Origin of the sequence: uncultured Microbacterium sp., from assembly GCF_947632095.1 — a bacterium.
In the GTDB taxonomy this organism is placed as follows: Bacteria; Actinomycetota; Actinomycetes; order Actinomycetales; family Microbacteriaceae; genus Microbacterium.
Window position 1 is genome coordinate 1 of the sequence record NZ_CANROA010000021.1, and the last position, 25717, is coordinate 25717.

Sequence of the window (25717 nt, forward strand, 5' to 3'; positions counted from 1 at the left end):
CTGCTGAGGCTCTCGATGAGGCTCGCGAGATAGGCGTTGCCGGTCATCCGCACGATCTCGCGGTGGAAGCGGATGTCGTGCTCGACGAGATCATCGATCGACACGGCCGCGTCGAGGGCCTCGACCTCGTCCTGCAGCGCGGTGATCGCCTCATCGGAGCCGAGCGTCGCGGCCAGACCCGTCGCCTGGGACTCGAGCATGCGGCGCACCGCGAAGATCTCGAGCATCGAATCGTCGTCGTGCATGTCGACGACGAAGGAGATCGCCTCGAGGAGCAGGTGCGGCTCGAGGCTGGTCACATAGGTGCCGTCGCCGCGGCGCACATCGAGCACGCGGATGACCTCGAGCGCCTTGACGGCCTCGCGCATCGAGTTGCGGGAGAGTCCGAGGCGCTCGGAGAGCTCCTTCTCGGGAGGGAGGCGATCGCCGGGGGCGAGCTCGCCGGAGACGATCATCGCCTTGATCTTCTCGATCGCTTCATCGGTGACGGCCATGACCCCATTCTAGCCAGTGATCGGATGTTTCCGGCAGGATGGGGGTATGCGCATTCTCGACTCGCACCTGCACCTGTGGGACCCGTCGGTCCTCGCCTACGACTGGCTCGAAGGAGATCTGAACGCCCCGTTCGCTGCGGCGGAGCTGGCCGAGGATCGGATCGAGGACGTCCAGAGGGAAGCCGCCGTGTTCGTGCAGGCGGACCCGCGCACCTCGCAGGCCCTCGACGAGGTGCGCTGGGTCGATTCGATCGCCGAGGAGACCGGAGTCATCGGGATCGTCGCGGGTGCGCGTCTCCACAAGAAGCGCACGTTGAGAGATCACCTCGACGCGCTCGGCGAATACGAGCGCGTCGTCGGGATCCGCCATCTGCTGCAGGGGGAGCCGGATGGGTTCGCCCTCCGGCGCGCGTTCGTCGAGGGGGCCAGCGAGATCGCGGCGCGCGGGCTGACCTTCGACGCCTGCGTGCGCGCTCACCAGATCCCCGACGTCACGGCCTTGGCCGATGCGGTTCCGGATCTGCGCATCGTGCTCGATCATCTCGGAAAGCCCGCCATCGGCACATCCGAGGACCCGCTGCCGCCGAGCGTCGAGTGGGTGCGTGATCTGTGCGCGCTGGCCGAGCGCCCGCAGGTGATGCTGAAGCTCTCCGGACTCCCCGCCGAGTCTTCGGGACACATCGATGAGGACCAGATGGTGCCGTTCCTGGATGCCGCGCTCGAGGCCTTCGGCGCGGATCGGCTCATGTGGGGAAGCGACTGGCCCGTGTCATCCGTCGACTCCGAGGGTGATTCCCTCTACTTTCCCGGCAACCGCGATGACTGGTGCCACACCATCGCGGACTGGGCACGAGAGCGCGGGGCCGATGTCGACGGCATCATGTGGGGCAACGCGGCCCGCTTCTACAGACTGCCTGCCGAGTGATCGCTCCGGACGCGCGTCGGTCGAAATGACGAATGTCGGCCCGAATCGTGTGATTCGGGCCGACATTCGTCTTTCGCGCTGACATCTGTCGCGCGGAGCAGCCGGATGCTGCGGGGTCTACTCTGAGCGCAGGCGCAGCTGCGCCATGCCGCCGTCGACCTCGATCGCGGTGCCGGTGGTGGATCCGGCGGCCGGGCTCACGAGGTAGGCGACGGCCGCGGCGACCTCATCGGGGGAGACGAGGCGACCGTGCGGCTGGCGGGCCTCGAGAGCGGCCCTCTCGGCGGCCGGGTCATCGGCCTGGTCGAGCAGGCGCCCCACCCAGGGGGTGTCGGCGGTTCCGGGATTCACGGCGTTGACGCGGATTCCCTCGCGCAGGTGATCGGCGGCCATGGCGCGGGTCAGAGCCGATACGGCACCCTTGGATGCCGTGTACAGCGCGCGCTGGGGCAGGCCCGTCGTCGAGGCGATGGATGCCGTGTTGCAGACGGCCGCGGAGGGCGACTGGCGCAGCCACGGAAGCGCAGCGGCGGTGACCCGCGCGATGCCGGTGACGTTGATGGACAGCACGCGCGCCCACTCGGCGTCGTCATTGGCGGCGATGTCGCCGACCGCGCCGACGCCGGCGTTGTTCACGACGATGTCGATGCGGCCGAGCTCCTCGCCGACGGCCGCGACTGCGGCATCCACGCTGGCGCGGTCCGAGACGTCCGCGGTGAACGCGGCGAAGCGCTCATCGGCGCCCGAGGGGTCGCGGTCGAGGACGGCGATCCGCGCACCATCGGCATGCAGGCGGGTCGCGATGGACGCGCCGATGCCCGAGGCGCCGCCGGTGACGATCGCGACGAGGCCGGCGAGCGGGCCCGTGTGCTCGACGGCGCTCACTTCGCGGCCTCCCAAGCGACGAACTCGTGACGCTGGCGTCCGAGGCCGTCGATCTCGATCTCGACGATGTCGCCCGCCGCGAGGTAGGGGAACTTGCCGCCGAAGGCGACTCCCTGCGGGGTGCCGGTGAGGATGAGGTCGCCCGGCTCGAGCGTGACGTACTGCGAGAGGTGGTGCACGATCGTGCGCACGTCGAAGATCATGTCGCTGGTGTTGGAGTCCTGGCGCGGTTCGCCGTTGACGAAGCTGCGCAGGCCGAGGTCGTCGACGTCGACCTCGTCGGGCGTGACGAGCCAGGGGCCCGTCGGGTTGAAGCCCGCGGCGATCTTGCCCTTGGACCACTGCCCGCCGGAGACCTCCATCTGGAAGGCGCGCTCGGAGACGTCGTCGGCGACGACGTAGCCGGCGATGTGGGCGTCGGCCTCGTCGACCGAGTCGAGGTAGGCGGCGCGGGCGCCGATCACGATGCCGAGCTCGACCTCCCAGTCGGTCTTCTCGCTGCCGCGGGGGATCGTGACGGTGTCGTTAGGCCCGACGACGGTGTTCGGCGTCTTCAGGAACATGATCGGAACCGTGGGCGGCTCGGCGCCGGACTCGCGGGCGTGTGCGGCGTAGTTCTGGCCGATGCAGATGACGGCGCTGGGGCGTGCGATCGGTGCGCCGATGCGGAGGTCCGCGGCGCCCTCGAGCTCGGTCAGCGTGCCGGCGGCGAGGGCCTCCGAGACACGGGCGCGGAAGTCGCCCGAGAGGAAGTCGCCGTTGACATCGGATGTAATGGGGCGCAGGTCGAGGTGACGGTCACCGTCAACCAGGACGGGGATCTCGGATCCAGGGGCGCCAAGCCGCGCGAACTTCATGGTTCTCCTACCTCTTTGGGGAGCCGCACCGAGGCGGCACGTCTGATTGACAGTATAGACATCGGATGTTTACACTCCAAGGTATCCGCGCAGAAAAATCGTGCTGTGCCAGGAGAGGAACCCCGTGAGCCGCATCGTCGCACTCGACACCACCGACATCCGCTTCCCCACATCGCTGAGCCTCGACGGCTCCGACGCGATGAACCCCGACCCCGACTACTCCGCCGCATACGTGGTCATCCGCACCGATGCGGACGACGACATCGCCGGGCACTCCTTCGTCTTCACGATCGGCCGCGGCAACGACGTGCAGGTCGCGGCGATCGATGCGCTCGCCGGTCACCTCGTCGGCCGTGAGGTCGAGCCTCTGCTGGACGACATGGGCGGAACGTTCCGCGACATCATCGGCGACTCGCAGCTGCGCTGGCTCGGCCCCGAGAAGGGCGTCATGCATATGGCGATCGGCGCCGTCATCAACGCGCTGTGGGACATCAAGGCCAAGCGCGCCGGGCTCCCACTCTGGCAGCTGCTGGGACGCATGAAGCCGGAGGAGATCGTCGACCTCGTCGACTTCCGCTACCTGACCAATGCGCTCACCCGCGAGGAGGCGCTCGAGATCCTGCGCGCCGGCGTGGCGGGCCGCGAGCAGCGCGAGGCCGAGCTCCTCGCCACCGGATACCCGGCGTACACGACCAGCCCCGGCTGGCTCGGCTACTCCGACGAGAAGCTCGAGCGACTCGCCCGCGAGGCCATGGCCGACGGCTTCACCCAGATCAAGCTCAAGGTCGGTGCCGACCTCGACGACGACATCCGCCGCTTCCGCAAGGCGCGCGAAGTCGTCGGCCCCGACTTCCCCATCGCGATCGACGCCAACCAGCGCTGGGAGGTCGCCGAGGCCATCGAATGGGTGCAGGCGCTCGCCGAGTTCGACCCCGCCTGGATCGAGGAGCCCACGAGCCCCGACGACATCCTCGGTCACGCCGAGATCGCCCGCGGGGTCGCCCCGATCCGCGTCGCCACGGGCGAGCACGCCCAGAACCGCATGATCTTCAAGCAGCTGCTGCAGGCGAAGGCCATCGAGGTCATGCAGATCGACGCCGTGCGCGTGGCGGGCGTCAACGAGAACATCGCAAACCTTCTGCTGGCCGCGAAGTTCGGCGTCCCCGTCTGCCCGCACGCCGGCGGTGTCGGACTGTGCGAGGCCGTGCAGCACCTGTCGATGTTCGACTACGTCGCGGTCAGCACGAGCCGCGAGGGGCGCCTGATCGAGTTCGTCGACCACCTGCACGAGCACTTCGTCGTGCCGACCGATATCCAGGGCGGCTCCTACATGCCGCCGGTCGCGCCGGGTGCGAGCATGGAGATGAAGGCGGAGAGCATCGAGAAGTACGCCTGGACGGGTGAGCATGTCGCAGACTGAAACGACCATCCCGGCGCTGGGCTACGGCGCCGCGAACGTCGGAAACCTCTTCCGCGAGCTGACGGATGAGGAGGCCTGGGCCGTTCTCGACGCCGCATGGGACTCCGGCATCCGCTATTTCGACACGGCCCCGCACTACGGCCTCGGGCTCTCGGAGCGCCGCCTCGGCGCCTTCCTGCAGACCAAGCCGCGCGAGGAGTTCTTCGTGTCGACGAAGGCGGGTCGGCTCCTGCGGCCGAACCCCGATTTCGCCGGCGGCCTGGACACCGACAACGACTTCTTCGTCGCGGATGACCTGCGTCGTGAGTGGGACTTCTCGGATGCCGGGATCCGCTCCTCGATCGACGAATCCCGAGAGAGGCTCGGTCTCGACCGGATCGACCTCGTGTACCTGCACGATCCTGAACGCCATGACCTCGACCTCGCGATCGCCTCGGCGTTCCCGGCGCTCGAGCGACTGCGCCTCGACGGCGCGGTCGGTGCGATCGGCGTCGGGTCGATGGTCAGCGACGCGCTCACCCGCAGCGTGCGCGAGGCGGATCTCGACATCATCATGATCGCGGGCCGCTACACGCTGCTCGAACAGCCCGCCGCGGCCGAGGTGCTGCCGGCCTGCCGGGAGACGGGGACCGGTGTCGTCGCGGCATCCGTCTTCAACTCCGGGCTGCTCGCGAAAGCCGAACCGACGCGCGATAGCCGCTACGAGTACGGCGGGATCCCCGACCACATCTGGGAGCGGCTGCAGCGCATCGTCGCCGTATGCCGTGCGCACGATGTGCCGCTCCCGGCCGCCGCGATCCAGTTCCCGCTGCGAGACGAATCGACCCGCTCCGTCGTCGTCGGCAGCTCCCGGCCTGCGCAGGTGCGGGAGAACGCGGCGCTCGCGGCCCTCGATATCGTCCCGGAATTCTGGGCCGAACTCACCGACGAAGGATTGATCTGATGCTCGAGGGAATCAACCCGCTGCTCACGGGAGAGCTGCTGATGCACCTCGACCGGATGGGGCATTCGGATGCCGTGGTGATCACGGATGCGCACTTCCCCGCCTGGGCGTTGGGGGAGCGCGTCATCGATCTGCCGGGGACGACGACGCCCGAGGTGCTCGCAGCGATTCGCACGGTCATCCCGCTGGACGACGCACCGGGGCTCGACCTCATGGAATCCGCCGATGCGAGCGTGCTCGACGTGCAGCACGAGCTGATGGCCGCCGCCGGGACCACGGCCGGGACGACCCGTTTCGTCGAGCGCTTCGCCTATTACGACGTCGCGAAGCCCGCCTATCTCATGGTGCGCACGGGCGAGACCCGCAAGTACGGCAACGCGCTGCTGCGCAAGGGCGTCGTCGGGCACGCATCCGCCTGAGCGGGTGCCGCCGGTCTGTGCCGGCGGCACCCGGGATCAGTGCCGGTCGATCGTGCCGACGGCGTGCAGGGCGTCGCGGATGTAGCGGTTGGCGTGGGCGGCGAGGTCGTCCGAGTCCTGCCAGAGGTTGCGCCAGATGCCGAGGGTGTTGCTGAGCTCGGCGCTGACGACGGCGGAGGAGAACGACTCGAAGACGACCGGGCCGTCGTAGGCGACGTCGTGCAGGGCGCGGAAGAAGGTGGCGAAGTCGACCGTGCCGGTGCCGAGGTAACCGCGGTGGCTGTCGCCGATGTGCACGTAGCCGAGCTTGCCGGCGCGGGCGACGTCGTGCACGGGCCGGAAGAAGTCCGACTCCTCGATGTTCATGTGGTAGGTGTCCAGGTGCACGCTGACGTCGCCCTCGACGCCGTCGAGAAAGGCGAGGGCGCCGCGTCCGGTGTTGAACACGTTGGTCTCGTAGCGGTTGACGACTTCGAGCGATAGGCGGATGCCGCGGTCGGAGGCCTGCGCGGCGAGCCGGCTGATCGCGGCCTGACTGCCGGCGATGCCTGCCGGCGTGGTCGGCGCCATGTACTTGCCCATGGCGGAGTAGATGACGCCGCACAGCACATCGCCGCCCATGGCGGCGACGTGGTCGATGCAGCGCTCGAGCATCGAGACGCCGGCGGCGACGATGGCAGGGTCGTCGCTGGTGAGGTCGGTGTCAGCGGTGAGACCGAGGGATGCCGTGACGGCGAGGTCGTTGTCGCGCAGCATCCGTCCGGCGAGGGCGGAGTCGAAGCCCGCAGCATCCATGAGGGGGATCTCGATCAGGTCGAAACCGGCCTTCCGGGTGCCCTCGATCGATCGTCGCAGGCCCTCCTCGTCGAATGTTCCGGTGAAGACCAGTCCGTGCGCGCCGATGAGCATGCGGCTCCTTCTCTCTGCTTGTTACGACATCTTCGTGATGAACCTGTTATTACAGGTCTAGCATGTGAGGGATCGGTTTAGGTACATTCGGATACAACTTGCATCGCAGAAGATGCTGGTACAGAATTGATCCGATGTTTGATGGTGGTCCACACCCGACTCCGGCATCTTGTCAGATAACACGACCTTCAAGGGAGCAGGTGAGCACATGAGCGATCCCATCCTCCGGGTGGAAGGCATCAGTAAGGGCTTTCCCGGAGTGCAGGCGCTGAAGGATGTGCACCTCGAAGTGCGCGCCGGTGAGGTGCTTGTGCTGGTGGGTGAGAACGGTGCCGGCAAATCGACGCTGATGAAGATCCTCTCCGGGATCTACACGCGCGACGAGGGCACGATCACGTTCGAGGGCCAGCCGATCGAGCTGACCGGGCCGCTGCAGGCGCAGCAGCTGGGCATCACGATCATCCACCAGGAACTCAACATGATGCCCGACCTGACGGTCGCGCAGAACATCTTCATCGGCCGCGAGCCGATGATGGGGCCGCTCGTCTCGGAGCGCCGCCTCAACCGCCAGACCGCCGAACTTCTCCAGCGGCTGAACATCGCCCTCGACCCGCGCAAGCCGGTCGGCGAGCTCACCGTCGCCGAGCAGCAGATGGTCGAGATCGCCAAGGCGCTGTCCTTCAACGCGAAGGTCCTCATCATGGATGAGCCGACCTCCGCGCTGACCGACAGCGAGGTCGAGACGCTCTTCGTGCTCATCGAGCAGCTGCGCGCCGCCGGCACGGGAATCGTCTACATCTCGCACCGCATGGACGAGCTCCGACGCCTCGCCGACCGTGTTTCGGTGCTCCGCGACGGCCAATACATCGGATCACTCGAGAAGAGCGAGATCAGCATCCCGAAGATCATCGAGATGATGGTGGGCCGCGTCATCGAGGAGAACATCCGTCCCGAGAGCCGCGCTTTCGACGATGCACCGGTCGTTCTCGATGTCGCGGGCCTGTCGACCAAGAGTCTGCTGAAGGACGTCTCCTTCGAGCTGCACCGTGGCGAGATCCTCGGATTCGCCGGCCTCATGGGCGCCGGTCGCACCGAGACGGCGCGTGCACTGATCGGCGCCGACCCGCGCAGTGCCGGCACGATCCGCATCAACGGACGAGACGCGAAGATCCGTCAGCCCGAGGACGCCGTCAAACGCGGCGTCGGCTACCTCTCCGAGGACCGCAAGCAGCTGGGCCTGATGCTCGAGCAGGACGTCACCTTCAACACGGTTCTCGCCTCGCTCGGCAACTACGCCAACGCCCTCGGATGGATGGGTGACAGCAAGGCCAAGAACCAGACCAAGGGCTACGTGCAGCAGTTGCGCGTGAAGACCCCGTCGGTCAACCAGATCGTGAAGCTGCTCTCGGGCGGCAACCAGCAGAAGGTCGTCATCGCCCGTTGGCTGATGCGCGACTGCGACATCCTCATCTTCGACGAGCCCACCCGCGGCATCGACATCGGAGCCAAGGAGGAGATCTACCGGCTCATGCAGCAGCTCGCGGACGCCGGAAAGTCCATCATCGTCATCTCGTCGGAGCTCCCCGAGATCCTCCGCGTCGCGAACCGCATCGCCGTGTTCGCGAACGGTCAGATCACCGGGACCCTCCGCAACGAGGAAGCAAGCCAGGAGAAGATCATGCAACTCGCAGCACACGGGGAGGAAGACTGATGAGCACCCCGCAGCAGTCCGGAAACACCACCACGGTGATCCAGCAGGCCGTCAACGAGAACACCGATAAGCGCGACGTCGTCGGTTTCCTCAAGCGCCAGCTCCAGCAGTCGCTCGCCTTCGGCACCCTCGTGGTGCTGGTGATCATCTTCTCGATCGCGAGTCCGAACTTCTTCACCGCCAGCAACATCGCGTCCGTGCTGCTGTCAACCGCGGTGATCGGCATCCTCGCCCTCGGCACGACCTTCGTGATCATCACCGGAGGCATCGACCTGTCGCTGGGAACCGGTATGGCGCTGTGCGCCGTCATGACGGGTGTCTTCATCACGAACATGGGACTGCCGATCTGGCTCGGCGTTCTCGGCGGCATCGCCACGGGCGTCCTGATGGGCCTCATCAACGGCGTGAACGTCACGTTCCTGAACCTGCCGCCGTTCATCGCGACGCTGGCGATGATGATGATCGCCGGCGGCCTCGCCCTGGTCATCTCGGGCGTCGCCCCCATCTACTTCTCGAGCTCCGCCCCGGACTTCAAGAAGATCGCCCTGGGCGCGCTGATCCCCGGCGTCCCCAACGCCGTCCTCATCACCGCCGTTCTCGCGATCATCGCGTTCCTCGTGCTATCGAAGACGCTGCTGGGCCGTTACACCTTCGCGATCGGCTCGAACGAGGAGGCCACGCGCCTGTCGGGTGTGAACACGAAGCGCTGGACCATCTTCATCTACATGTTCGCGGGCGCCTTCACCGGCATCGCGGGCGTCATCATCGCCTCGCGCCTGGACTCGGCGCAGCCGCAGATCGGCACCGGCTACGAGCTACAGGCGATCGCAGCGGTTATCATCGGCGGCACTTCGCTCCTGGGCGGGCGCGGCTCGATCCTCGGTACCGTCGTCGGCGCTCTGATCATGAGCGTGCTCGTCAACGGCCTGCGCATCCTGTCGATCCAGACCGAGTGGCAGAACATCGTGGTGGGCGTCGTCGTTCTCCTCGCCGTGTTCTTCGACTCGCTGCGCAACCGCCAGCGGACCTGACCATCTATGCCTTCCACCGTGCCGGCTTCAGCCGGTACCAATCACAGAACAATGGAGTTTTCATGAAATTCGGTAAGAAGACCGCATTCGCGGCACTCGTCGCAGCCTCCGCACTCGTCATGACGGGCTGCGCCGGGGGCGGAGATGTCATTGAAGAGGGCGGCTCGGGCGGCGACAGCGACGAGATGTACATCGCCCTCGTCTCCAAGGGCTTCCAGCACCAGTTCTGGCAGGCCGTGAAGAAGGGCGCCGAGGACCGCGCCGCCGAGCTCGGCGTTCGCATCACGTTCGAGGGCCCGGCTGCCGAGACCGAGATCGCTCAGCAGCTCGAGATGCTGACCTCGGCGATCGACAAGAACCCGGATGCCATCGCCTACGCGGCACTCGACCCCGAGGCGTGCGTCGCACCGCTCGAGCAAGCCGCGGCCAAGGACATCCCCGTGGTGTACTTCGACGCCACCTGCAACGGCGACGTGGGCCTGAGCCTGTCGGCCACCGACAGCAAGGTCGCGGGTGCCCTCGCCGCCGAGAACATGGCGGAGCTCATCGGAGGAAAGGGCGAGGTCGCAATCGTCGGCCACTCGCAGATCAACTCCACCGGTGTCGAGCGCCGTGATGGATTCGTCGAGAAGATCGAGTCGGACTACCCCGACATCGAGATCGTCGACATCCAGTACGGAGACGGCGACCACCTGAAGTCCGCTGACATCGCCAAGGCCATGATTGCCGCCCACCCGAACCTCAAGGGCATCTACGGCACGAACGAGGGCTCGGCCATCGGCGTCGTGAACGCCGCGAATGAGCTCGGCCTGGCGAAGGGCAAGATCCAGATCATCGGCTTCGACTCCGGCGCCGCGCAGATCAACGCGATCAAGGACGGAACGATGGCCGGCGCCATCACGCAGGACCCGATCGGCATCGGTGCACAGGTCGTGCAGGCCGCCTACGACGCCGCCATGGGCGAGACGGTCGAGGAGTTCTACGACACCGGCTCGTACTGGTACGACGCCAACAACATCGAAGACGAGAAGATCGCGGCCGTCATCTACGAGTGACCCGCGGCTTCGACGAGCGCGGCCCCTCACCTTCGGGTGAAGGGCCGCGCTCGTCTTTCGGATGCTGCGGATTCAGCCGAGATCGAGCAGGCGCACGGGGTTCTGGGTCAGCATCTGCGTGACGGCATCCGCGCCGATGAGTGCGCGCAGTCGCGGCAGATACCGGTCGCCGAGGTAACCGAGGCCCGGCATGCCCCCATAGGAGATGTAGCGGCTGCGCCGTGCCACATCGCCGCCGAGGAGGATGCGCTCTCCGGCGCCCTGCTCGACCACCGCCGCCGTCAGCGTCAGCAACTCGGCATCCGAGCGGCTTCGGGGGCGTGCGAACCCGTCGTAGCCGAGGTAGGCGCCGCGCTCGGCCAGCGACGCGTGCAGGCCCGCATCGGGGTCGCGGTCGGCATGCGCGAGGACGACTCTGTCGGATGCCACGCCCTCGGACTCGAGAACGTCGAGCACCTCGTGTGCCGCCGTGCAGAACTCCAGATGAATCATGACCGGGGCGTTCGTGGCGCGGTGCGCCGTGCCGATCGCCGTCAGGGTCGTGCGCTCGAAGTCGCTGATGCGCCAGTAGTCGACGCCTCCCTTGAGGAGGCCTGCGCGGATGTGCTCGCCGGAACCGGTGCGGGCGAGCACGACATCGGGACTCTCGAAGGTCTCGGCATCGTCCGCGGGCATGCCGCGGGTGAGATCGCGCAGGAACAGTTCGGCGAGCTGCTCATGAGTCCACACCTGCAGGGGGTGCTCGTCGCCGTAGTGCGCCTCTCGGTGCAGCCCCGTCGTCGCGATGATCCGCAGGCCGGTTCCGGTGCTGATGCGGGAGAGGGCCTCGGGGTTTCGTCCGAGCCCGAAGGGCGTGGCATCCACCATCGCGGTGAAGCCGCTCGCCGTGAGGAGTGACGCCTCGGCGCCCGAGGCCGCCTCATCGTCGAGTTCATCGCCGGGAAGGAGCGGGGAGACCTGGAAGAGGTGCTCGTGATAGTTCGTCGTGCCCAGACTCGCGGGCTCGACGTCTCCGAGGACAGTGCGGATCATCGGACCGACTCCGCCGCCTCCGCGAGTCGGTCGACGATCTCATCGGTCAAATCGATCTCGAAGACATCGGCGACGACCTGCGACCACCCGTGGATGAAGTACCGCCAGCCGTCGACGATGCGCAGCTCCTGCGCCTTCTCCTGCGCCCGGGCCTGGTGCAGGAACTCGAGGGAGCCGCGGTAGTTGAACTCCCACACGTACGACCCGGCGGGGAACACCGCATCATCGGGCAGGGGAGAGCCGGGACGGTCCTTGCCGAGACCGGTCGCATTCACGATCAGCGAACCGCGCGCCGTCGAGGCGAGCAGCTCTGCCGCCTCCTCCGGCGTATCGGTGCGCAGATAATTGATCAGGCCCTCGCGGGTGCCGTGCTGACGGTGCACCTCGCGCAGATGCTCGAGCTTCGCATCATCGCGCGCCGTCACCGTGATGCGGCGCGGGGCATCGGCGCGCTCGGCGAGCGCCCAGCTCAGCGCCGTGCCCGAACCGCCCGCACCGAAGATCACGACCTCGGACTGCGTCGTCGTGAAGTAGTCGATCGGCAGGAAGTCGCGCAGCGCCAGGTCGACCGTGATGGGATCCTTCGCGCGCCCCGACAGCCGGTCGCCGCGCTTGGCGATGCTCGAGATCTCGGAGCAGGAGACGGCGAACGGGTCGAGCTCGTCGAAGAGATCGGATGCCGCGGCGTGCACGTTCATCTTGTGCGTCGTCACGAGCGCGCCGCGGTGGTGGGGATCGTCGCGGATCTGCTCGACGAGCGCCCGGTACTGCGCGGGGGAGGCGTCCATCGGCAGGTCGTGGCCGATCAGCGTGCGCGTGGGCAGCTCGAGGATGTCGGCCCACAAGGGGAAGACCTTCATGATCGAGGAGGACCCGGTGGTCACTCCGACGAAGCCCATGTAATCGGCATCGGGGGCGGTGGTCATGGCGGGCCTTTCAACGAGTGACGAGGTGGCGAGGGGCGCGGCCGTCGAGCACTGCGAGTACATCATCGAGCGACATGGCGCCCATGTTATCGACGGCCTGGGACGTCTGCGCGCCCAGGTGCGGGGTGACGATGACCCGGCCGGCGAGGGCGGGGTCGAGGAGGGGGCTCGCTGATGCGGCGGTGTCGCCGTCGAGTGTGTCGGCGGCGTAGGCGGCGAGACGGCCCTCGACGAGGGCGCGGGCGACGGCCGGCTCATCGATCAGGTCGGGGCGGGCGGTGTTGACGATGATGGTGCCGGGGTGGATGCCGTCGAGCCGGGCGGCGTCGATCAGGCGCTGTCCGCCGGGTGCGTGCAGCGTGATGAGATCGGCGGTTCGGAACAGGTCGTCGAGGTCGACGGGCTCAGCACCGCGCTCCCGGATTCCGTCGGCGGGGAAGTAGGGGTCGGCGGCGAGGATGCGCGGCCCGAACCCGCTCAGCCGCTTCGCGACGCCCTGTCCGATGCGCCCGAAGCCGACGATGCCGACCGTGGCTGCGCCCAACTCGCGGCCGCGGCGCACGCTCCAATCGCCCGCACGCACCCGGCGGTCGCCATCGGGGATCGTGCGCAGAGCCGCGAGCATGAGCCCGACGGCGTGATCGGCGACGGCATCCGCATTGGCGCCGGGGGTGTTCGTGACGGGGATGCCGCGGGCCGCGGCCGCCTCGAGGTCGACGGCCTCGGTGCCCACGCCGTACCGGGCGACGATGCGCAGGCCCGGAGCGGCGTCGAGGTGGTCGGAGGTGACCGGCCCGGTGCCGGCGATCCACGCATCCGCCCCCGCGAGCAGTGGGCCGAGCTCGGCGAGATCGTGGTGGGCCGGACCGCGCACGACCTTGTGGCCGGCGTCGGCGGCACGGGCGATGAGATCGACGTCGCCGTCGGAGAATGACCGGCTCGTGGCGAGGATCGTGGCCATCAGCGCGCGTCCTTCGGTGCCGCGGCGAACCACGGGGCGAGCGCCTCATACGCGGCGGTGAATCGGGTATGGCGTGCGGCGTAGACGCTGTGGCGGCCGGCATCCGGCGTGAACTCGGCGGTCACCTCGCTCAGCGCGCGGGCCGCCGAGAAGTCGGCGAGCCCGAGACCGACAGCACCCGTGACCGCTGCACCGAGGCTGTTGGCCTCCTCGACGATCGTGCGACGGCGCACCGGCACACCCCAGACATCCGCGAGGATCTGCAGCAGCGCATCGCTCTGCGCGCCGCCGCCGACGGCATCGATCCGGTCGATCGTCGCGCCGGACTCCCGGAAGGCCCGGATGCTGGAGAGGAGGTTGTACCCGATGCTCTCCAGGACGGCGCGCACGAGGTGCTGCCGCGTGTGATGGCGGCCGATGCCGATGAAGGCGCCACGGGCATCGGGGTCCCAGAGGGGCGAGCGCTCACCGAGGAGATAGGGGAGGAAGTAGAGGTCCTCGACGTCGAGATCGCCACCGGCCTCGCCGGTCAGACGCGCGGTCTCGGGGTGCGCGGGATCGGGGGAGAGCGCCTCGGCGATCCACTGGATGGACGCGCCGCCCGCCTGCATCGTCGCGGTCGGCACGAACGAGCCGGGAACGACGTTGTCGAAGGTGAAGGTGCGCAGGCCCGGATCGATCAGCGGCGCATCGGCGGCGAACGAGATCCACGACGAGGTGCCCAGGCACACGTAAGCGCCGTCCTCGGGGGCGACGATGCCGCTGCCGACGGCCGCCATCGGTCCATCGCCGCCGCCCATCACCACGCGCACGCCCGTGTGCAGACCGAGAGCGGATGCGGCATCCGCCGTCAATGCCCCGGCGATGTCCGTCGCCTCGAGGATCTCGGGGAACAGCGACCGGTCGAGGCGCGCCGCGGCGAGCACCTCGTCGGACCAGTCGCCCGCGCGCTGGTCGTAGGCGTTGGTGCCGGAGGCGTCGGAGCGATCGGTCGCCAGGCGCCCGGTGAGCCCGAGCACGATGTAGTCCTTCGCGACGCAGACACGTCGCACCCGGGACCACACGTCGGGCTCGTTGTCACGCACCCACATGACCTTCTCGACCGAGTACGTCGGGTTGAGGCGGTGGCCGAGCAGCCGGTAGGCGTGGTCGGCGCCGAGCGCCTTCTCGAGCTCGCGCTGCTGAGTGCCGGAGCGGGTGTCTGCCCAGATGATCGCGGGACGCACGGGGGAGCCCGTGCCGTCGAGCAGCACGGCCCCCATCATCTGACCGCTGACGACGAGCCCGTGCACCTCGGCGGGATCGACGGATGTGCGGGCGAGGAGTTCGCGGGTCGCGGAGACGACGGCATCCCACCAGTCCTGAGGGTCCTGCTCGGCGATGCCCCCGGCGGCGAAATGAGCCGGGTACCCGACCGTGGTCGCGGTGATCAGGCGGCCGTCGTCGTGGTGCAGCGAGGCCTTGTTGCCGGTGGTGCCGAGGTCGTGGGCGATGATCACAGTTCGTGCCTGCTTCGTTGGTTGCGGTTCCGGATCGTGCTGTTTTGGAGTATACCTGTAATTACAAGTCTTGTAGTTACAAGTTGAGGAGATCAGCGTGAGCACCTATCCCGTCGTCGACATCCCCACTCTTCTGCAGATCTCGCCCCAGGGCGGCATCGACGGGCGGTCACGCCGGTATGAGAAGTACATCGGCGACATGGAGGGCGTCTACCGCGACAACGCGGCATGGGAGAGCGCCGTCGGTGAGCATGGTGCCGACCACCTCGTCTACTGGGTCGACGACCACCGCTACCAGGAGGGCTCCGGGGCGCTGATCACCGGAACCAGCACGCTCCTCCCCGGCCGCTATGGCGACGAGTTCGCCATGACACGCGGGCACCTGCACGCCATCGCCGACCGCGCCGAGCTGTACTACTGCCTCAGCGGTCGCGGCGTCATGCTGCTCGAGACCCTCGACGGACAGAGCAGTGCGATCGAGCTCACCCCCGGCCAGGCCGTCAATGTTCCCGGCCACTGGCTGCACCGCAGCGTCAACGTCGGCGACGAGCCCTTCACCACACTGTTCTGCTACGCCGCCGACGCCGGTCAGGACTACGCCGTGATCGCCGATGCCGGCGGGATGAAGAACCTCGTCGTCGCCGACGGTGAGGGGTGGATGCTGCGCCCGAACCCGGACCACACCGGGTACCGGGCGTTCGACGCGGACTGAGTCAAGCGCTTCTGTATACGTTATTGCGGCCGGGATGCGGGCTCCGTTCCCCATTGGGGGATTTGTGTATACACTGACGGGGTGAGCATCGCAGTCGAGCGAACCCGGGCAAGTGATCGCGCCTACGCGACCCTGCTCGATGAGATCCAGTCCGGAGTGCTCGCCCCGGGCACCGTGCTCGCCGAGGTCGAACAGGCCGCACGTCTCGGCGTCAGCCGCACGCCCCTGCGCGAAGCCCTCCAGCAGCTCAGCGCCGACGGACTCGTCGAGCAGCAGTCGCCCCGCGTCACCGTCGTCACCGACATCGACGCCGACGACATCCGCGCGCTCTTCGAGATTCGTCGCGCCCTCGAGGAGACCGCCGCACGCCTCGCCGCCGTGCGCGGAGACGCCGCACTGTTCACCGGGCTCGCCGACGAATTCGCCCGGGCCGGAGCATCCCTCGACGCCGCCGACGGCCGCGAAGACTACGAGACGCTCATCGCCCGCTTCGACCGCGCGGTCGACGACGCCGTCGCCAACGACTACATCTCCTCGGCGCTGCGCACCGTGCGCACCCACCTCGTCCGCGTGCGCCGACTCTCCCGCGACAACCCCGTGCGCCTGGCCGAATCCGTCGCCGAGCACGGGCTCATCGCCCGAGCCATCGCCGACCGCGACGGCGACCTCGCCGCGCACGCCACGCACGTGCACCTGCGCAAAGCGCTCACCAGCATCCTCGAATCCCTCCCCGCCGACAGCTAAGGATCGTCATGACCGTCAACCACCACGTCCGCGTCTACAAGAGCGAAGAGAACCTGCCCCGCGAGGAGCAGCTGGCCTGGAAGATCGCCGAGGTCGCCACCGACGCCGTCGAGGTCGAGCCCGCCGTCGTCGACATGATCATCAACCGCATCATCGACAACGCATCGGTGGCCGCGGCATCCCTCACCCGCGCGCCGATCATCGCAGCCCGCGACCAGGCCTTCAGCCACGGAGTCTCCACCGGCGGCGCCGGCGCGACCATCTTCGGCGCAGCCCTCGACCACCGCACCAGCCCCGAATGGGCGGCGTGGGCGAACGGCGTCGCCGTGCGCGAGCTCGACTACCACGACACCTTCCTCGCCGCCGACTACTCGCACCCCGGCGACAACATCCCGCCGATCCTCGCCGTCGCCCAGCACGTCGGCAGCGATGGGCGCGCCCTCGTGCGCGGCCTCGCCACCGGGTACGAGATCCAGGTAGACCTCGTGAAGGCCATCTGCCTGCACAAGCACAAGATCGACCACGTCGCCCACCTCGGCCCCTCGGCCGCCGCCGGCATCGGCACCCTCCTCGGCCTCGACGCCGAGACCATCTACCAGGCCGTGTCGCAGGCACTGCACACCACGACCGCCACCCGTCAGAGCCGTAAGGGCGAGATCTCCACCTGGAAGGCGCACGCCCCCGCCTTCGCGGGAAAGATGGCCGTCGAAGCCGTCGACCGCGCCATGCGCGGACAGACCTCGCCCTCGCCGATCTACGAAGGCGAGGACGGCGTGATCGCCTGGATGCTCGACGGCCCCGATGCCGCCTACGACGTCCCGCTTCCCGCCGCCGGCGAGGCCAAGCGCGCCATCCTCGACAGCTACACCAAGGAGCACTCGGCCGAGTACCAGGCGCAGGCCTGGATCGACCTCGCCCGCAAGCTCCACAACGACGGCGTCGACACCGCGGCCATCGAATCCGTCGTGCTGCACACCAGCCACCACACCCACTACGTGATCGGCTCCGGCGCGAACGACCCGCAGAAGTACGACCCCACGGCCTCGCGCGAAACGCTCGACCACTCGATCCCGTACATCTTCGCGGTCGCCCTGCAGGACGGCGCGTGGCACCACGTCGACTCCTACACCCCGGAGCGCGCGGGCCGCGCCGACACCGTCGAACTGTGGAACAGGGTCACCACCCGCGAGGACGCCGAGTGGACGCGCCGCTACCACTCGAACGACATCTCCGAGAAGGCCTTCGGCGGACGCGTGGAGATCACCTTCACCGACGGGTCGACCCTCGTCGACGAGATCGCCGTCGCCGACGCCCACCCGCTCGGCGCCCGGCCCTTCGCCCGCGAGAACTACATCAACAAGTTCCGTCTGCTGGCCGAGCCCGTGCTCGAGGCCGCGGAGATCGAGCGCTTCCTCGAGCTCGTGCAGCGTCTGCCCGAGCTGACCGCCGCGGAGGTCGCCGAGCTGTCGATCATCGCGAAGCCGGGTGTCGTGGCGGCCGAGCCCACCACGACGGGGCTGTTCTGATGCTGTATTCGAACACGACCCCCGCCGAGAAGCGGCGCCTGTTCCGCGAATGCCTGGCGATGGGGGAGCTGCTGCGCTTCCCCGGCGCGTTCAACCCGCTGTCGGCCCGTCTCATCCAGGAGAAGGGGTTCGAGGGCGTATACATCTCCGGCGCCGTGCTCTCCGCCGATCTCGGGCTGCCCGACATCGGGCTCACGACCCTCACCGAGGTCGCAGGCCGCGGCAAGCAGATCGCGCGCATGACCGACCTGCCCGCGATCATCGATGCCGACACGGGCTTCGGCGAGCCGATGAACGTCGCGCGCACGATCCAGGAACTCGAGGACGCGGGGCTCGCCGGCGCCCACATCGAGGACCAGATCAACCCCAAGCGCTGCGGGCACCTCGACGGCAAGGCCGTGGTGGATGAGCAGACCGCGCTCAAGCGCATCCGTGCCGCGGTCGATGCGCGCCGCGATGAGAACTTCCTCATCATGGCGCGCACCGACATCGCCGCGGTCGACGGGCTCGAGGCGGCGAAGGATCGCGCGAAGGCGCTGGTGGATGCAGGGGCCGATGCGATCTTCCCCGAGGCGATGCGCTCGCTCGAGGAGTTCGCCGCGATGCGGGATGCCGTCGACGTGCCGATCCTGGCGAACATGACGGAGTTCGGGAAGTCCGATCTGTTCAGCGTCGACCAGCTGCGCGATGTCGGTGTGAACATCGTCATCTGGCCGGTGTCGATGCTGCGCATCGCGATGGGGGCGACGGGCCGTGCTCTCGATACCCTCGTCGACGAGGGGCATCTGACCTCGAAGCTCGGCGAGATGCAGCACCGCGCCGATCTCTACGATCTGATCGACTACGAGTCGTACAACCATTTCGACTCGGGCGTCTTCAACTTCACCATCACGAAGGAGTGAGCATGAGCGACATCAAGAAGGGCCTCGCCGGCGTCGTCGCCGATGAGACGGCGATCAGCAAGGTCAATCCCGAGACGAACAGTCTCCTGTACCGGGGCTATCCGGTGCAGGAGCTCGCGGCGACGCAGTCCTTCGAGGCTGTGGCCTATCTCCTGTGGAACGGTGAGCTGCCCACGGAAACGGAGCTCGCGGCGTTCCGCGCGACGGAGCGCGCTCATCGCGCGCTGACTCCGGCGCTGAAGGAAGCCATCGACGCTCTGCCCCTGGACGCTCACCCGATGGACGAGGTGCGCACCGCGGTCAGCGTGATCGGTGCGATCGAGACGGCCGGTTCGGGCAATGTTCTGGATGCTGTCGGCACTCCCGAGCAGAACCTCGAGCGCAGCCTGAAGCTGTTCGCGGCGCTTCCGGCGATCGTGTCGTACGGGCAGCGCCGTCGCCGCGGGCTGGAAGCCGTCGAATCGCGCGACGACCTCGACTACGCGGCGAACTTCCTCTGGCTGACGTTCGGCGAGGAGGCCGCTCCGGTCGTCGTCGATGCGTTCAACCGCTCGATGATCCTCTATGCGGAGCACTCGTTCAACGCCTCCACGTTCACCGCGCGTGTGATCACCTCGACGCTCAGCGATCTGTACTCGGCGGTCGTCGGTGCGATCGGTGCGCTGAAGGGGCCGCTGCACGGCGGGGCGAACGAGGCCGTCATGCACATCTTCGATGAGATCGGGTCGGCGGATCAGGTGGTGGGGTGGCTGGATGCCGCGCTCGCCGAGAAGCGGAAGATCATGGGCTTCGGGCACCGCGTGTACAAGCGCGGCGACTCGCGCGTTCCGACGATGAAGGCGGCTCTGGACACCCTGGTCGCGCACTACGATCGGCCGGATGTCGCGGAGCTCTACGACACCCTCGAGAGCGAGTTCGTCTCCCGCAAGGGCATCTATCCGAACCTCGACTACCCGTCGGGACCGGCGTACAACCTCATCGGGTACGACACGCTCACCTTCACGCCGCTGTTCATCGCGGCGCGCATCACGGGGTGGACGGCGCACATCCTCGAGCAGCAGGCGTCGAATGCGCTGATTCGCCCGTTGTCGGCGTACAGCGGGGTCGACGAACGTCACATCGACGGTTATGTGGCGGATGCTGCGACCGTCGAGGCGCTGGAGCGCGAAGAAGAAGCAGCGGGCTGAAGCATCCCCCCCCCGAGGCGGCGGAGGCCGCCTCGGGGGGAGGGAAAGCCGCTGATTCGCCTCGATCTGATCACGTTCCGTCGGGCAGGGGCGATCAGCTCGTTCTATGCGGGACCTTTGGATCTACGATGGGATCCGTGACGAACGAGACACCGGAGAATCCCCAGAACATCCCGCCGATTCCCGCGGCCGATTCCGACGCCGCAGCGGCAGGCGCCCACGACATCGGGGGGCTGCTGTCATCCGAGACGCCCGCCGATCAGACGGCTGCTGCTGAAGCGCCCGTCCCGGAGAACGTCGCTGACGCAGCGCCCACTGCACCTGAGGCTCCGGCTGAGAGCATTCCGGCGCCGGCGGAAACCGCAGTCGAGAGCCCGGAGCCGGTTGCAGCATCCGAGCCCGTCGTCGCGCCCGAGCCCATCGCTGAGCCGGAGCCTGTCGTCGCGCCCGAACCGGCCGCCGCGCCGCCGCTCGTCGCGCCCGGAGCGCCCATGCCCCCGGCCTCGAGCGAGACGCCCGCTCAGCCGGGCGTCGCTCCTGCGTACCCCGGTGCTGCCCCGGCCTATGACCCGAACGCGACCGCCGCGTACCCCGGTGCCGCACCCGCCTACGACCCGAACGCCGCCGCGTATGCCGGTGCCGCGCCGGCGTACGACCCGAGCACGGGCGTCCCTGTTCCGGGCGGATACCCCGTCGCCGGCTACCCGGCCCAGCCGCCGGCGGCGAAGAAGCCGATGTCGAAGGGCCTGCTCTTCGGCCTGATCGGCGGCGGTGCGGCTCTCGTTCTGCTGATCGCCGCGGCGATCATCGTGCCCGTTCTGCTGCGCGGCCCCGCCCAGACGGCATCCGGCATCGTCGAGGAGTACCTCACCGCGCTCGCCGCCGGCGACGCGGAGGCCGCTCTCGAATTCATCGATGTGTACGGCGATGACAGCCTGCTCACGGATGAGATGCTCGCGGCGTCCCTCGCGATCGCACCCATCACGGACATCGTGGTCGAGGAGACCGAGAGCTCCCGCGATGTTTACGAATCCGAGGTCTCGGCGAGATTCATGGTCGGCGATGAGACGATCGAGCGCGACTTCACCGTCTGGAACTACGGCGATGGCGATTGGCGCATCAGCGATGGCCTCGTGAGCGCATCGCTGTCGGCGTTCGAAGGTCTGGGGCTGACGATCAACGGCGTCGAACCGCAGGAGGAATACACGGAGCTGTTCCCCGGCACCTACCAGCTCGCGCTCGCCTACGAGGAGTTCGTGATCGACGCCGAGAGCGACACGTTCACGCTGGCGGATGAGGAGCACTCGGAGGTCTTCTACGACCTGTACCCGAAGCTCTCCGACGAGGGCGCGGCGACGTTCCGCTCGCTCGTGCGCGCATCGCTGGAGGAGTGCATCGCGCTGAAGACTCTGGCGACGCCGTGCGGCATGGATCTCACGGGCATCGACATCCAGGGCTACGAACCGGTCGACGGCAGCGTGACCCGCACGATCACCGCCGAGGGGCAGAAGGATCTCGACAGCCTGAAGCCGCAGACGAGCTACTCCTACCCGACGATGGTCTCGACCTATGATTCCGTCGACATCGACACGACGCTCGAGGGCGAGAAGGACGGCGAGACTGCGCAGTTCGAGGTCTGGTTCGGCGGGCGCATGGGATCGCCCTCGGTCGACTTCTCCGAGGAGACGCCCGTCGTCACCTGGGAGTGACCGATGCGAACGAAGCGGCCGGGGGCGTGTGCCCCCGGCCGCTTCGTCATGTTCTGCACGGGTCGCCGTCGCAGGATTCGTGTGCACAGGACGCGCGAGAGCGCTGATCCGCGAGCATCGGATGCTTCAGGATCGAGCGCATGACCGAAGCACAGAACTCCCTGCGAGACCGCGTCCTGCACTCCGACGATGATCTGCGCGACATGCTCGATCTCCTTCTGCAGAAGGCGGCCCGCCGCCAGGTGTGGGTGCTCTTCCTCGATGAGCGCGGATGCCTCGGCGACCCGCTCCTGCCGATCGCGGACTATCCCGGGGATCCGCACGGCGCCGTCGACGATGAGCATTCGGGAGCGGTGACCCAGGCCCACCTGTTGATGCACCGGATCGGCATGATGCGCGAGATCAGCGGCAACGCGCACGTGGTGCTCGCCTGGGAGCGCCGAGGCGGTGACGCTGCGAAGGCCGCCGACGCAGCTTGGGCGCGGGCGATGGCCGATGCGGCGGCCCTGCTGGATGTTCCTCTGCGCGCGCAGTTCATCGTCCATTCGCGCGGGGTGCGTCCGCTGCACGCCGATGACTACGTCTGAGAGCGGGGCGATCCGACCTCGCGGTCGGGGACCTTCTCCAGGAGGAAGAAGTACAGCGAGCCGTCAGGCGCGGCGGCGTCGCGGCCGGTCATGACACCGAGCACGGCGTCGGGCCCGATGCGGGTGAACAGGTCGATGACCGGCATCCCGTCATACGACATCGCGGCGGTGGGGATGCCGTCGTGCACAGCGGTGCGCAGCATCGCGCCGCCGCGGGCGAGTGCGGTGTTCGCCGTGAGGGTGCCGTCGAATGCTTCGCAGACGAGCGGGACGACGTCGTCGTCCGAGCGGAAGAGCTTTCCGAACCAGCCGGTGCGTCCCAGCATCCGATGGGTCGGATGCCCGATGCTCAACCCCGTGCCCTTCCAGAGTCCGCGCAGCTCGTTCGGCGAGACCGGCGGCAGCGACCGCCACAGCAGCGGAAGGGCATCGACGGCAACTCCGCCGGCGCGCAGCGCTGCCGCCACGTCGAGGAGGGAGGCGGCATCCGGTGCATCCGCGAAGTCGGGTTCCATCATCAACACCGGTTTGATCGCGTGTCCGGAGCGGGAAGCGTCGATCGCGGCGCCGATCTCATCGAAGCGGTAGCGACGGACGAGCTTCTCGATCGGCAGGCGGCCGATTCGCCACAGTGCGATGAGCAGCGCGATATCGCGGTGGATCTGCGCGTCTCCCTCGATGACGCCGGTCAGGCTGCGCCCCCAGAGCAGCTGCGACTGCGAGAGGCTGATCCGATTCGCCCCTGCATGCAGCGCCACGGTCGCGCACACGCCCTGCGGGCGCAGGGCGGCGAGTCCGGTGTCGATGGTCTCCTGGTTGCCGACCGTGTCGAGCGCGTGGGTGGCGGCGAGGGTGCGAGCATCGAGGGCATCCGGTGCGACCGCCTCGGTGGCGCCGAAGTCGCGGGCGAGCCTTCGCCGTTCGGGGGAGGGATCGCTGGCGACGATGCGCGCGACACCACGATGGGCAGCTGCCGCGATCGCGGCGAGACCCGTCGTGCCGGCGCCGATCACGAGCAACGCGTCGCCGGGCCCCGGTCGCAGCACGTTGAGCACGGTTCCCGCACCCGTGAGGATGCCGCATCCCAGCGGGGCCGCCACCTCCCAAGGCACATCATCCGGAATGCGCACAGCATTCGACGCCCGGGCGATTGCGAGGGTCGACCACGACGACTGCGCCATCCACCCCGTCGTCACGGACTCCTCGACGTTCGTGGCATCCGACCGCGGGTCATAGTTCCTTTCCGCGAAGCGCTCGCAGTAGGCCGGATGCCCGTCATCGCATCGCGTGCACGCACCACAGGCGTCGAAGCTGAGCACCACACGATCGCCGGCCTGCACGGTGCCGACGTCGGTACCGATCCGCTCGACGATGCCCGCTCCTTCGTGGCCGAACACCGCGGGGAAGCGGTCGCCCGCTCCGCCGGACATCCCGAACAAATCGGTGGGGCACACGCCGGACGCATGGATGCGCACGAGGATCTCGCCCGCGCCGGGCTTGCGCACGGAGACTTCCGAGAGCGCGACGGATCCGCCGCGCTCCCGGACGAGCGCAGCCACAGCAGCATTCATCGTCTAGACCACTGCCTCTTCGCGGTCGGCGGCGCGCATCGCGACCTTGTTGACCTTGCCCGCGGCGTTTCGCGGGAGAGCCGCCACGACGACCAGGGCCTTGGGCTGCTTGAAGCGGGCGAGCTTGTCGCCGAGCCAGGCCTGCAGCTCGTCGAGGGAGAGGTCTTCGCCCTCGCGCAGAGCCGCAGCAGCGACGGCGATCTCGCCCCACCGTTCATCGGCGCGGCCGTAGACCGCCGCCTCGAGGATCTTCGGATGCGCGCCGAGGACGTTCTCGACCTCGGCGCAGTAGATGTTCTCGCCGCCGGAGATGATCATGTCCTTCTTGCGGTCGACGACCCAGACGAAGCCCTCCGCGTCCTGGCGGACCAGGTCGCCGGAGTGGAACCAGCCACCCTCGAACGCCTCGGCCGTCTCGGCAGGCTTGCGCCAGTACCCCTTCATCATGTTCGGGCCGCGGTAGAGGATCTCGCCGACCTTGCCGCGCGCGACGTCGTTCATCTCGTCGTCAACGACACGGTACTGGAGGGTCGGGATGGGGCGGCCCACCGACCCGAGCTTGCGCAGCGAGTCCTCGCCGCTGAGAGCACAGGTGATCGGCGTCATCTCCGTCTGTCCGAACACGGCGACGTTCGTCGCCTTCGGGAAGCAGTCGCTCATCTGCTGCAGCAGGGTGTCGGACGCGGGGGCCGCGCCCCAGCTGATGATGCGCAGATGCAGATCGCGCTCGGGAATGCTCGGATCGGCGCAGATCACCTGCCATTGCTGCGGCACGTTGAACACGATGGTCGCGCGCTCGCGCTCCCAGGCATCGAGCAGCTCGGTCGGGTTGAACGCGCCGAGCGGGTGGATGACGGTCGGGATGCCGATGACGAAGTTCGGCGCGATGGAGCCGAGGCCGGCGATATGGAACAGCGGGGCGGTCATGAACGAGATGTCGTCCTCGCCGAACACCTTGTTCACGCGAAGCAGCGTCAGTGCCTGCGCGAACAGGTTGACATGGTCGAGCATGGCGCCCTTGGGACGGCCGGTCGTGCCGGAGGTGTACATGATGAGGCACGTCGTGTCTTCAGGCACGTCGGGAGCCTCGAAGTCGGCGGGGTCCTCGGCGATGAGATCCGCCCAGGACTCCTGCCCCTCGGCGACGGGCTCGCCGATCACGATGACCTTCTTGATGCGGTCGGTCACCTGCGCGACGGCGCCGACGAGCGGGGCGAGCGGTGCCTCGACGATGAGCACGTCGGCATCGGCGTCGTCGACGATGTAGGCGATCTCGGGCGGGGTGAGGCGGATGTTGATCGGCACGGCGATCGCGCCGAGCCGGTTGATGCCGAAGACCGACAGCACGACCTCGGGACGGTTCAGGGTCAGCAGCAGCACGCGGTCGCCGACTCCGACGCCTCGGCGGGCGAGGGCGGCGGCGAACGCGTCCATGCGGTCGGCGGCCTGGCGCCAGGTCGTCACCTCGCCGAGGAATTTGAATGCGGTGCCGTCGGGTGTGATCTCGGCGTGCGTCGCTGTCTGGTTCATCCAGTGGTTGCGGCGCACGGCCGCAGGGATCGCAGAAACGGACTGCTCGGACATCGGGAGGGTCCCTTCATCTTCATCGATGCGTCGTCACCGCGTCGTCGCGGCGGGGCTTGTCATGAGTATGCCACCGCGTGTTCCGGTTGTCACGCACTTTGTTAACGAGAATTCACATCGCTGAGGCA

24 protein-coding genes are annotated in these 25717 nt (G+C 68.1%); 14 read left to right on the forward strand and 10 right to left on the reverse strand.

The genetic code is table 11. From position 1 onward, the window contains the following. Nucleotides 1-494 (reverse strand): GntR family transcriptional regulator (locus Q0Z66_RS07235; RefSeq protein WP_298039565.1); only part of this gene is annotated, 494 nt, incomplete at its 3' end. 46 nt (nucleotides 495-540) lie between these two features. Between Q0Z66_RS07235 and Q0Z66_RS07240 the strand changes: the two genes are divergently transcribed. After that, nucleotides 541-1419, forward strand: coding sequence for an amidohydrolase family protein (locus tag Q0Z66_RS07240; protein ID WP_298039568.1), 879 nt, complete (start codon nucleotides 541-543; stop codon nucleotides 1417-1419). A 117-nt stretch (nucleotides 1420-1536) separates the two neighbouring features. Here Q0Z66_RS07240 and Q0Z66_RS07245 read toward each other — a convergent pair whose 3' ends face one another. Both Q0Z66_RS07245 and Q0Z66_RS07250 read right to left on the reverse strand, forming a co-directional pair. Next, nucleotides 1537-2304 carry an SDR family oxidoreductase gene (locus Q0Z66_RS07245; RefSeq protein ID WP_298039571.1) on the reverse strand — a complete coding sequence of 256 codons (768 nt, stop codon included), beginning with the start codon at nucleotides 2302-2304 and terminating at the stop codon, nucleotides 1537-1539. Continuing rightward, nucleotides 2301-3161 carry a fumarylacetoacetate hydrolase family protein gene (locus Q0Z66_RS07250; protein WP_298039572.1) on the reverse strand — a complete coding sequence of 287 codons (861 nt, stop codon included), beginning with the start codon at nucleotides 3159-3161 and terminating at the stop codon, nucleotides 2301-2303. The genes Q0Z66_RS07245 and Q0Z66_RS07250 overlap by 4 nt, the downstream gene beginning before the upstream one ends. Nucleotides 3162-3285: 124 nt before the next feature. On the opposite strand from Q0Z66_RS07250, the gene Q0Z66_RS07255 reads away from it, so the two are divergent. From Q0Z66_RS07255 to Q0Z66_RS07265, 3 genes are read left to right on the forward strand one after another with little or no spacing between them, the layout of a single operon-like run. Next, on the forward strand, nucleotides 3286-4581 hold the full coding sequence (locus Q0Z66_RS07255) for an L-fuconate dehydratase (protein WP_298039575.1): 1296 nt from the start codon (nucleotides 3286-3288) through the stop codon (nucleotides 4579-4581). Next, nucleotides 4568-5524, forward strand: a complete 957-nt coding sequence (locus Q0Z66_RS07260) for an aldo/keto reductase (RefSeq protein ID WP_298039579.1) — start codon at nucleotides 4568-4570, stop codon at nucleotides 5522-5524. Before Q0Z66_RS07255 ends, Q0Z66_RS07260 begins: the two co-directional genes overlap by 14 nt. After that, nucleotides 5524-5943 carry an RbsD/FucU domain-containing protein gene (locus Q0Z66_RS07265; RefSeq protein WP_298039583.1) on the forward strand — a complete coding sequence of 140 codons (420 nt, stop codon included), beginning with the start codon at nucleotides 5524-5526 and terminating at the stop codon, nucleotides 5941-5943. Before Q0Z66_RS07260 ends, Q0Z66_RS07265 begins: the two co-directional genes overlap by 1 nt. A gap of 36 nt (nucleotides 5944-5979) precedes the next feature. Here Q0Z66_RS07265 and Q0Z66_RS07270 read toward each other — a convergent pair whose 3' ends face one another. Continuing rightward, the gene (locus tag Q0Z66_RS07270; RefSeq protein ID WP_298039586.1) at nucleotides 5980-6852 is read right to left on the reverse strand and encodes a sugar phosphate isomerase/epimerase; all 873 of its coding nucleotides are present in this window, start codon (nucleotides 6850-6852) and stop codon (nucleotides 5980-5982) included. Nucleotides 6853-7060: 208 nt separating this feature from the next. Here Q0Z66_RS07270 and Q0Z66_RS07275 point away from each other — a divergent pair, with 208 nt between their 5' ends. The 3 genes from Q0Z66_RS07275 (at nucleotide 7061) to Q0Z66_RS07285 (ending at nucleotide 10649) form a co-directional block, all read left to right on the forward strand. Further along, entirely contained in the window at nucleotides 7061-8563 is a 1503-nt protein-coding gene (locus Q0Z66_RS07275) for a sugar ABC transporter ATP-binding protein (RefSeq protein ID WP_298039589.1), read from the forward strand. Then, nucleotides 8563-9594, forward strand: coding sequence for an ABC transporter permease (locus tag Q0Z66_RS07280; RefSeq protein WP_298039590.1), 1032 nt, complete (start codon nucleotides 8563-8565; stop codon nucleotides 9592-9594). The genes Q0Z66_RS07275 and Q0Z66_RS07280 overlap by 1 nt, the downstream gene beginning before the upstream one ends. Nucleotides 9595-9656: 62 nt before the next feature. Further along, complete coding sequence (locus Q0Z66_RS07285; RefSeq protein WP_298039592.1) at nucleotides 9657-10649, forward strand: ABC transporter substrate-binding protein; 993 nt, start codon at nucleotides 9657-9659, stop codon at nucleotides 10647-10649. Nucleotides 10650-10721: 72 nt separating this feature from the next. Here the strand turns inward: Q0Z66_RS07285 and Q0Z66_RS07290 are convergent, their stop codons facing one another. Genes Q0Z66_RS07290 through xylB form a run of 4 tightly spaced genes read right to left on the reverse strand, consistent with a single transcriptional unit; the run spans nucleotide 10722 to nucleotide 15067 of the window. Beyond that, on the reverse strand, nucleotides 10722-11681 hold the full coding sequence (locus tag Q0Z66_RS07290) for an aryldialkylphosphatase (RefSeq protein WP_298039594.1): 960 nt from the start codon (nucleotides 11679-11681) through the stop codon (nucleotides 10722-10724). After that, nucleotides 11678-12607 (reverse strand): shikimate dehydrogenase, encoded by a 930-nt coding sequence (locus Q0Z66_RS07295; RefSeq protein ID WP_298039597.1) that lies wholly within the window; start codon nucleotides 12605-12607, stop codon nucleotides 11678-11680. The genes Q0Z66_RS07290 and Q0Z66_RS07295 overlap by 4 nt, the downstream gene beginning before the upstream one ends. 10 nt (nucleotides 12608-12617) lie before the next feature. Continuing rightward, the gene (locus Q0Z66_RS07300; RefSeq protein ID WP_298039600.1) at nucleotides 12618-13568 is read right to left on the reverse strand and encodes an NAD(P)-dependent oxidoreductase; all 951 of its coding nucleotides are present in this window, start codon (nucleotides 13566-13568) and stop codon (nucleotides 12618-12620) included. Beyond that, nucleotides 13568-15067, reverse strand: coding sequence for a xylulokinase (gene xylB, locus Q0Z66_RS07305; protein ID WP_298039602.1), 1500 nt, complete (start codon nucleotides 15065-15067; stop codon nucleotides 13568-13570). Before xylB ends, Q0Z66_RS07300 begins: the two co-directional genes overlap by 1 nt. A gap of 97 nt (nucleotides 15068-15164) precedes the next feature. On the opposite strand from xylB, the gene Q0Z66_RS07310 reads away from it, so the two are divergent. The 7 genes from Q0Z66_RS07310 (at nucleotide 15165) to Q0Z66_RS07340 (ending at nucleotide 22434) form a co-directional block, all read left to right on the forward strand. Further along, a complete protein-coding gene (locus Q0Z66_RS07310; RefSeq protein WP_298039604.1) occupies nucleotides 15165-15779 on the forward strand; it encodes a glucose-6-phosphate isomerase family protein in 615 nt (204 codons plus the stop codon). 81 nt (nucleotides 15780-15860) lie between these two features. After that, nucleotides 15861-16523, forward strand: a complete 663-nt coding sequence (locus Q0Z66_RS07315; protein WP_298039605.1) for a GntR family transcriptional regulator — start codon at nucleotides 15861-15863, stop codon at nucleotides 16521-16523. Between the two features lie 8 nt (nucleotides 16524-16531). Then, nucleotides 16532-18049: an MmgE/PrpD family protein gene (locus Q0Z66_RS07320; protein ID WP_298039608.1), complete on the forward strand. Its 1518-nt coding sequence runs from the start codon at nucleotides 16532-16534 to the stop codon at nucleotides 18047-18049. Next, nucleotides 18049-18951 (forward strand): methylisocitrate lyase, encoded by a 903-nt coding sequence (prpB, locus tag Q0Z66_RS07325; protein WP_298039610.1) that lies wholly within the window; start codon nucleotides 18049-18051, stop codon nucleotides 18949-18951. The genes Q0Z66_RS07320 and prpB overlap by 1 nt, the downstream gene beginning before the upstream one ends. Further along, nucleotides 18948-20138 (forward strand): bifunctional 2-methylcitrate synthase/citrate synthase, encoded by a 1191-nt coding sequence (locus Q0Z66_RS07330; RefSeq protein WP_298039612.1) that lies wholly within the window; start codon nucleotides 18948-18950, stop codon nucleotides 20136-20138. Before prpB ends, Q0Z66_RS07330 begins: the two co-directional genes overlap by 4 nt. A 137-nt stretch (nucleotides 20139-20275) precedes the next feature. After that, nucleotides 20276-21847 (forward strand): hypothetical protein, encoded by a 1572-nt coding sequence (locus tag Q0Z66_RS07335; RefSeq protein ID WP_298039614.1) that lies wholly within the window; start codon nucleotides 20276-20278, stop codon nucleotides 21845-21847. 140 nt (nucleotides 21848-21987) lie between these two features. Next, nucleotides 21988-22434, forward strand: coding sequence for a hypothetical protein (locus Q0Z66_RS07340; RefSeq protein WP_298039615.1), 447 nt, complete (start codon nucleotides 21988-21990; stop codon nucleotides 22432-22434). Here the strand turns inward: Q0Z66_RS07340 and Q0Z66_RS07345 are convergent. Together Q0Z66_RS07345 and Q0Z66_RS07350 are read right to left on the reverse strand one after the other, a co-directional pair. Then, nucleotides 22425-23993, reverse strand: coding sequence for a GXWXG domain-containing protein (locus Q0Z66_RS07345; protein WP_298039618.1), 1569 nt, complete (start codon nucleotides 23991-23993; stop codon nucleotides 22425-22427). The genes Q0Z66_RS07340 and Q0Z66_RS07345 overlap by 10 nt on opposite strands. Before the next feature lie 15 nt (nucleotides 23994-24008). Beyond that, complete coding sequence (locus tag Q0Z66_RS07350) at nucleotides 24009-25589, reverse strand: long-chain-fatty-acid--CoA ligase (RefSeq protein ID WP_298039620.1); 1581 nt, start codon at nucleotides 25587-25589, stop codon at nucleotides 24009-24011. Between the last annotated feature and the right edge of the window lie 128 nt (nucleotides 25590-25717).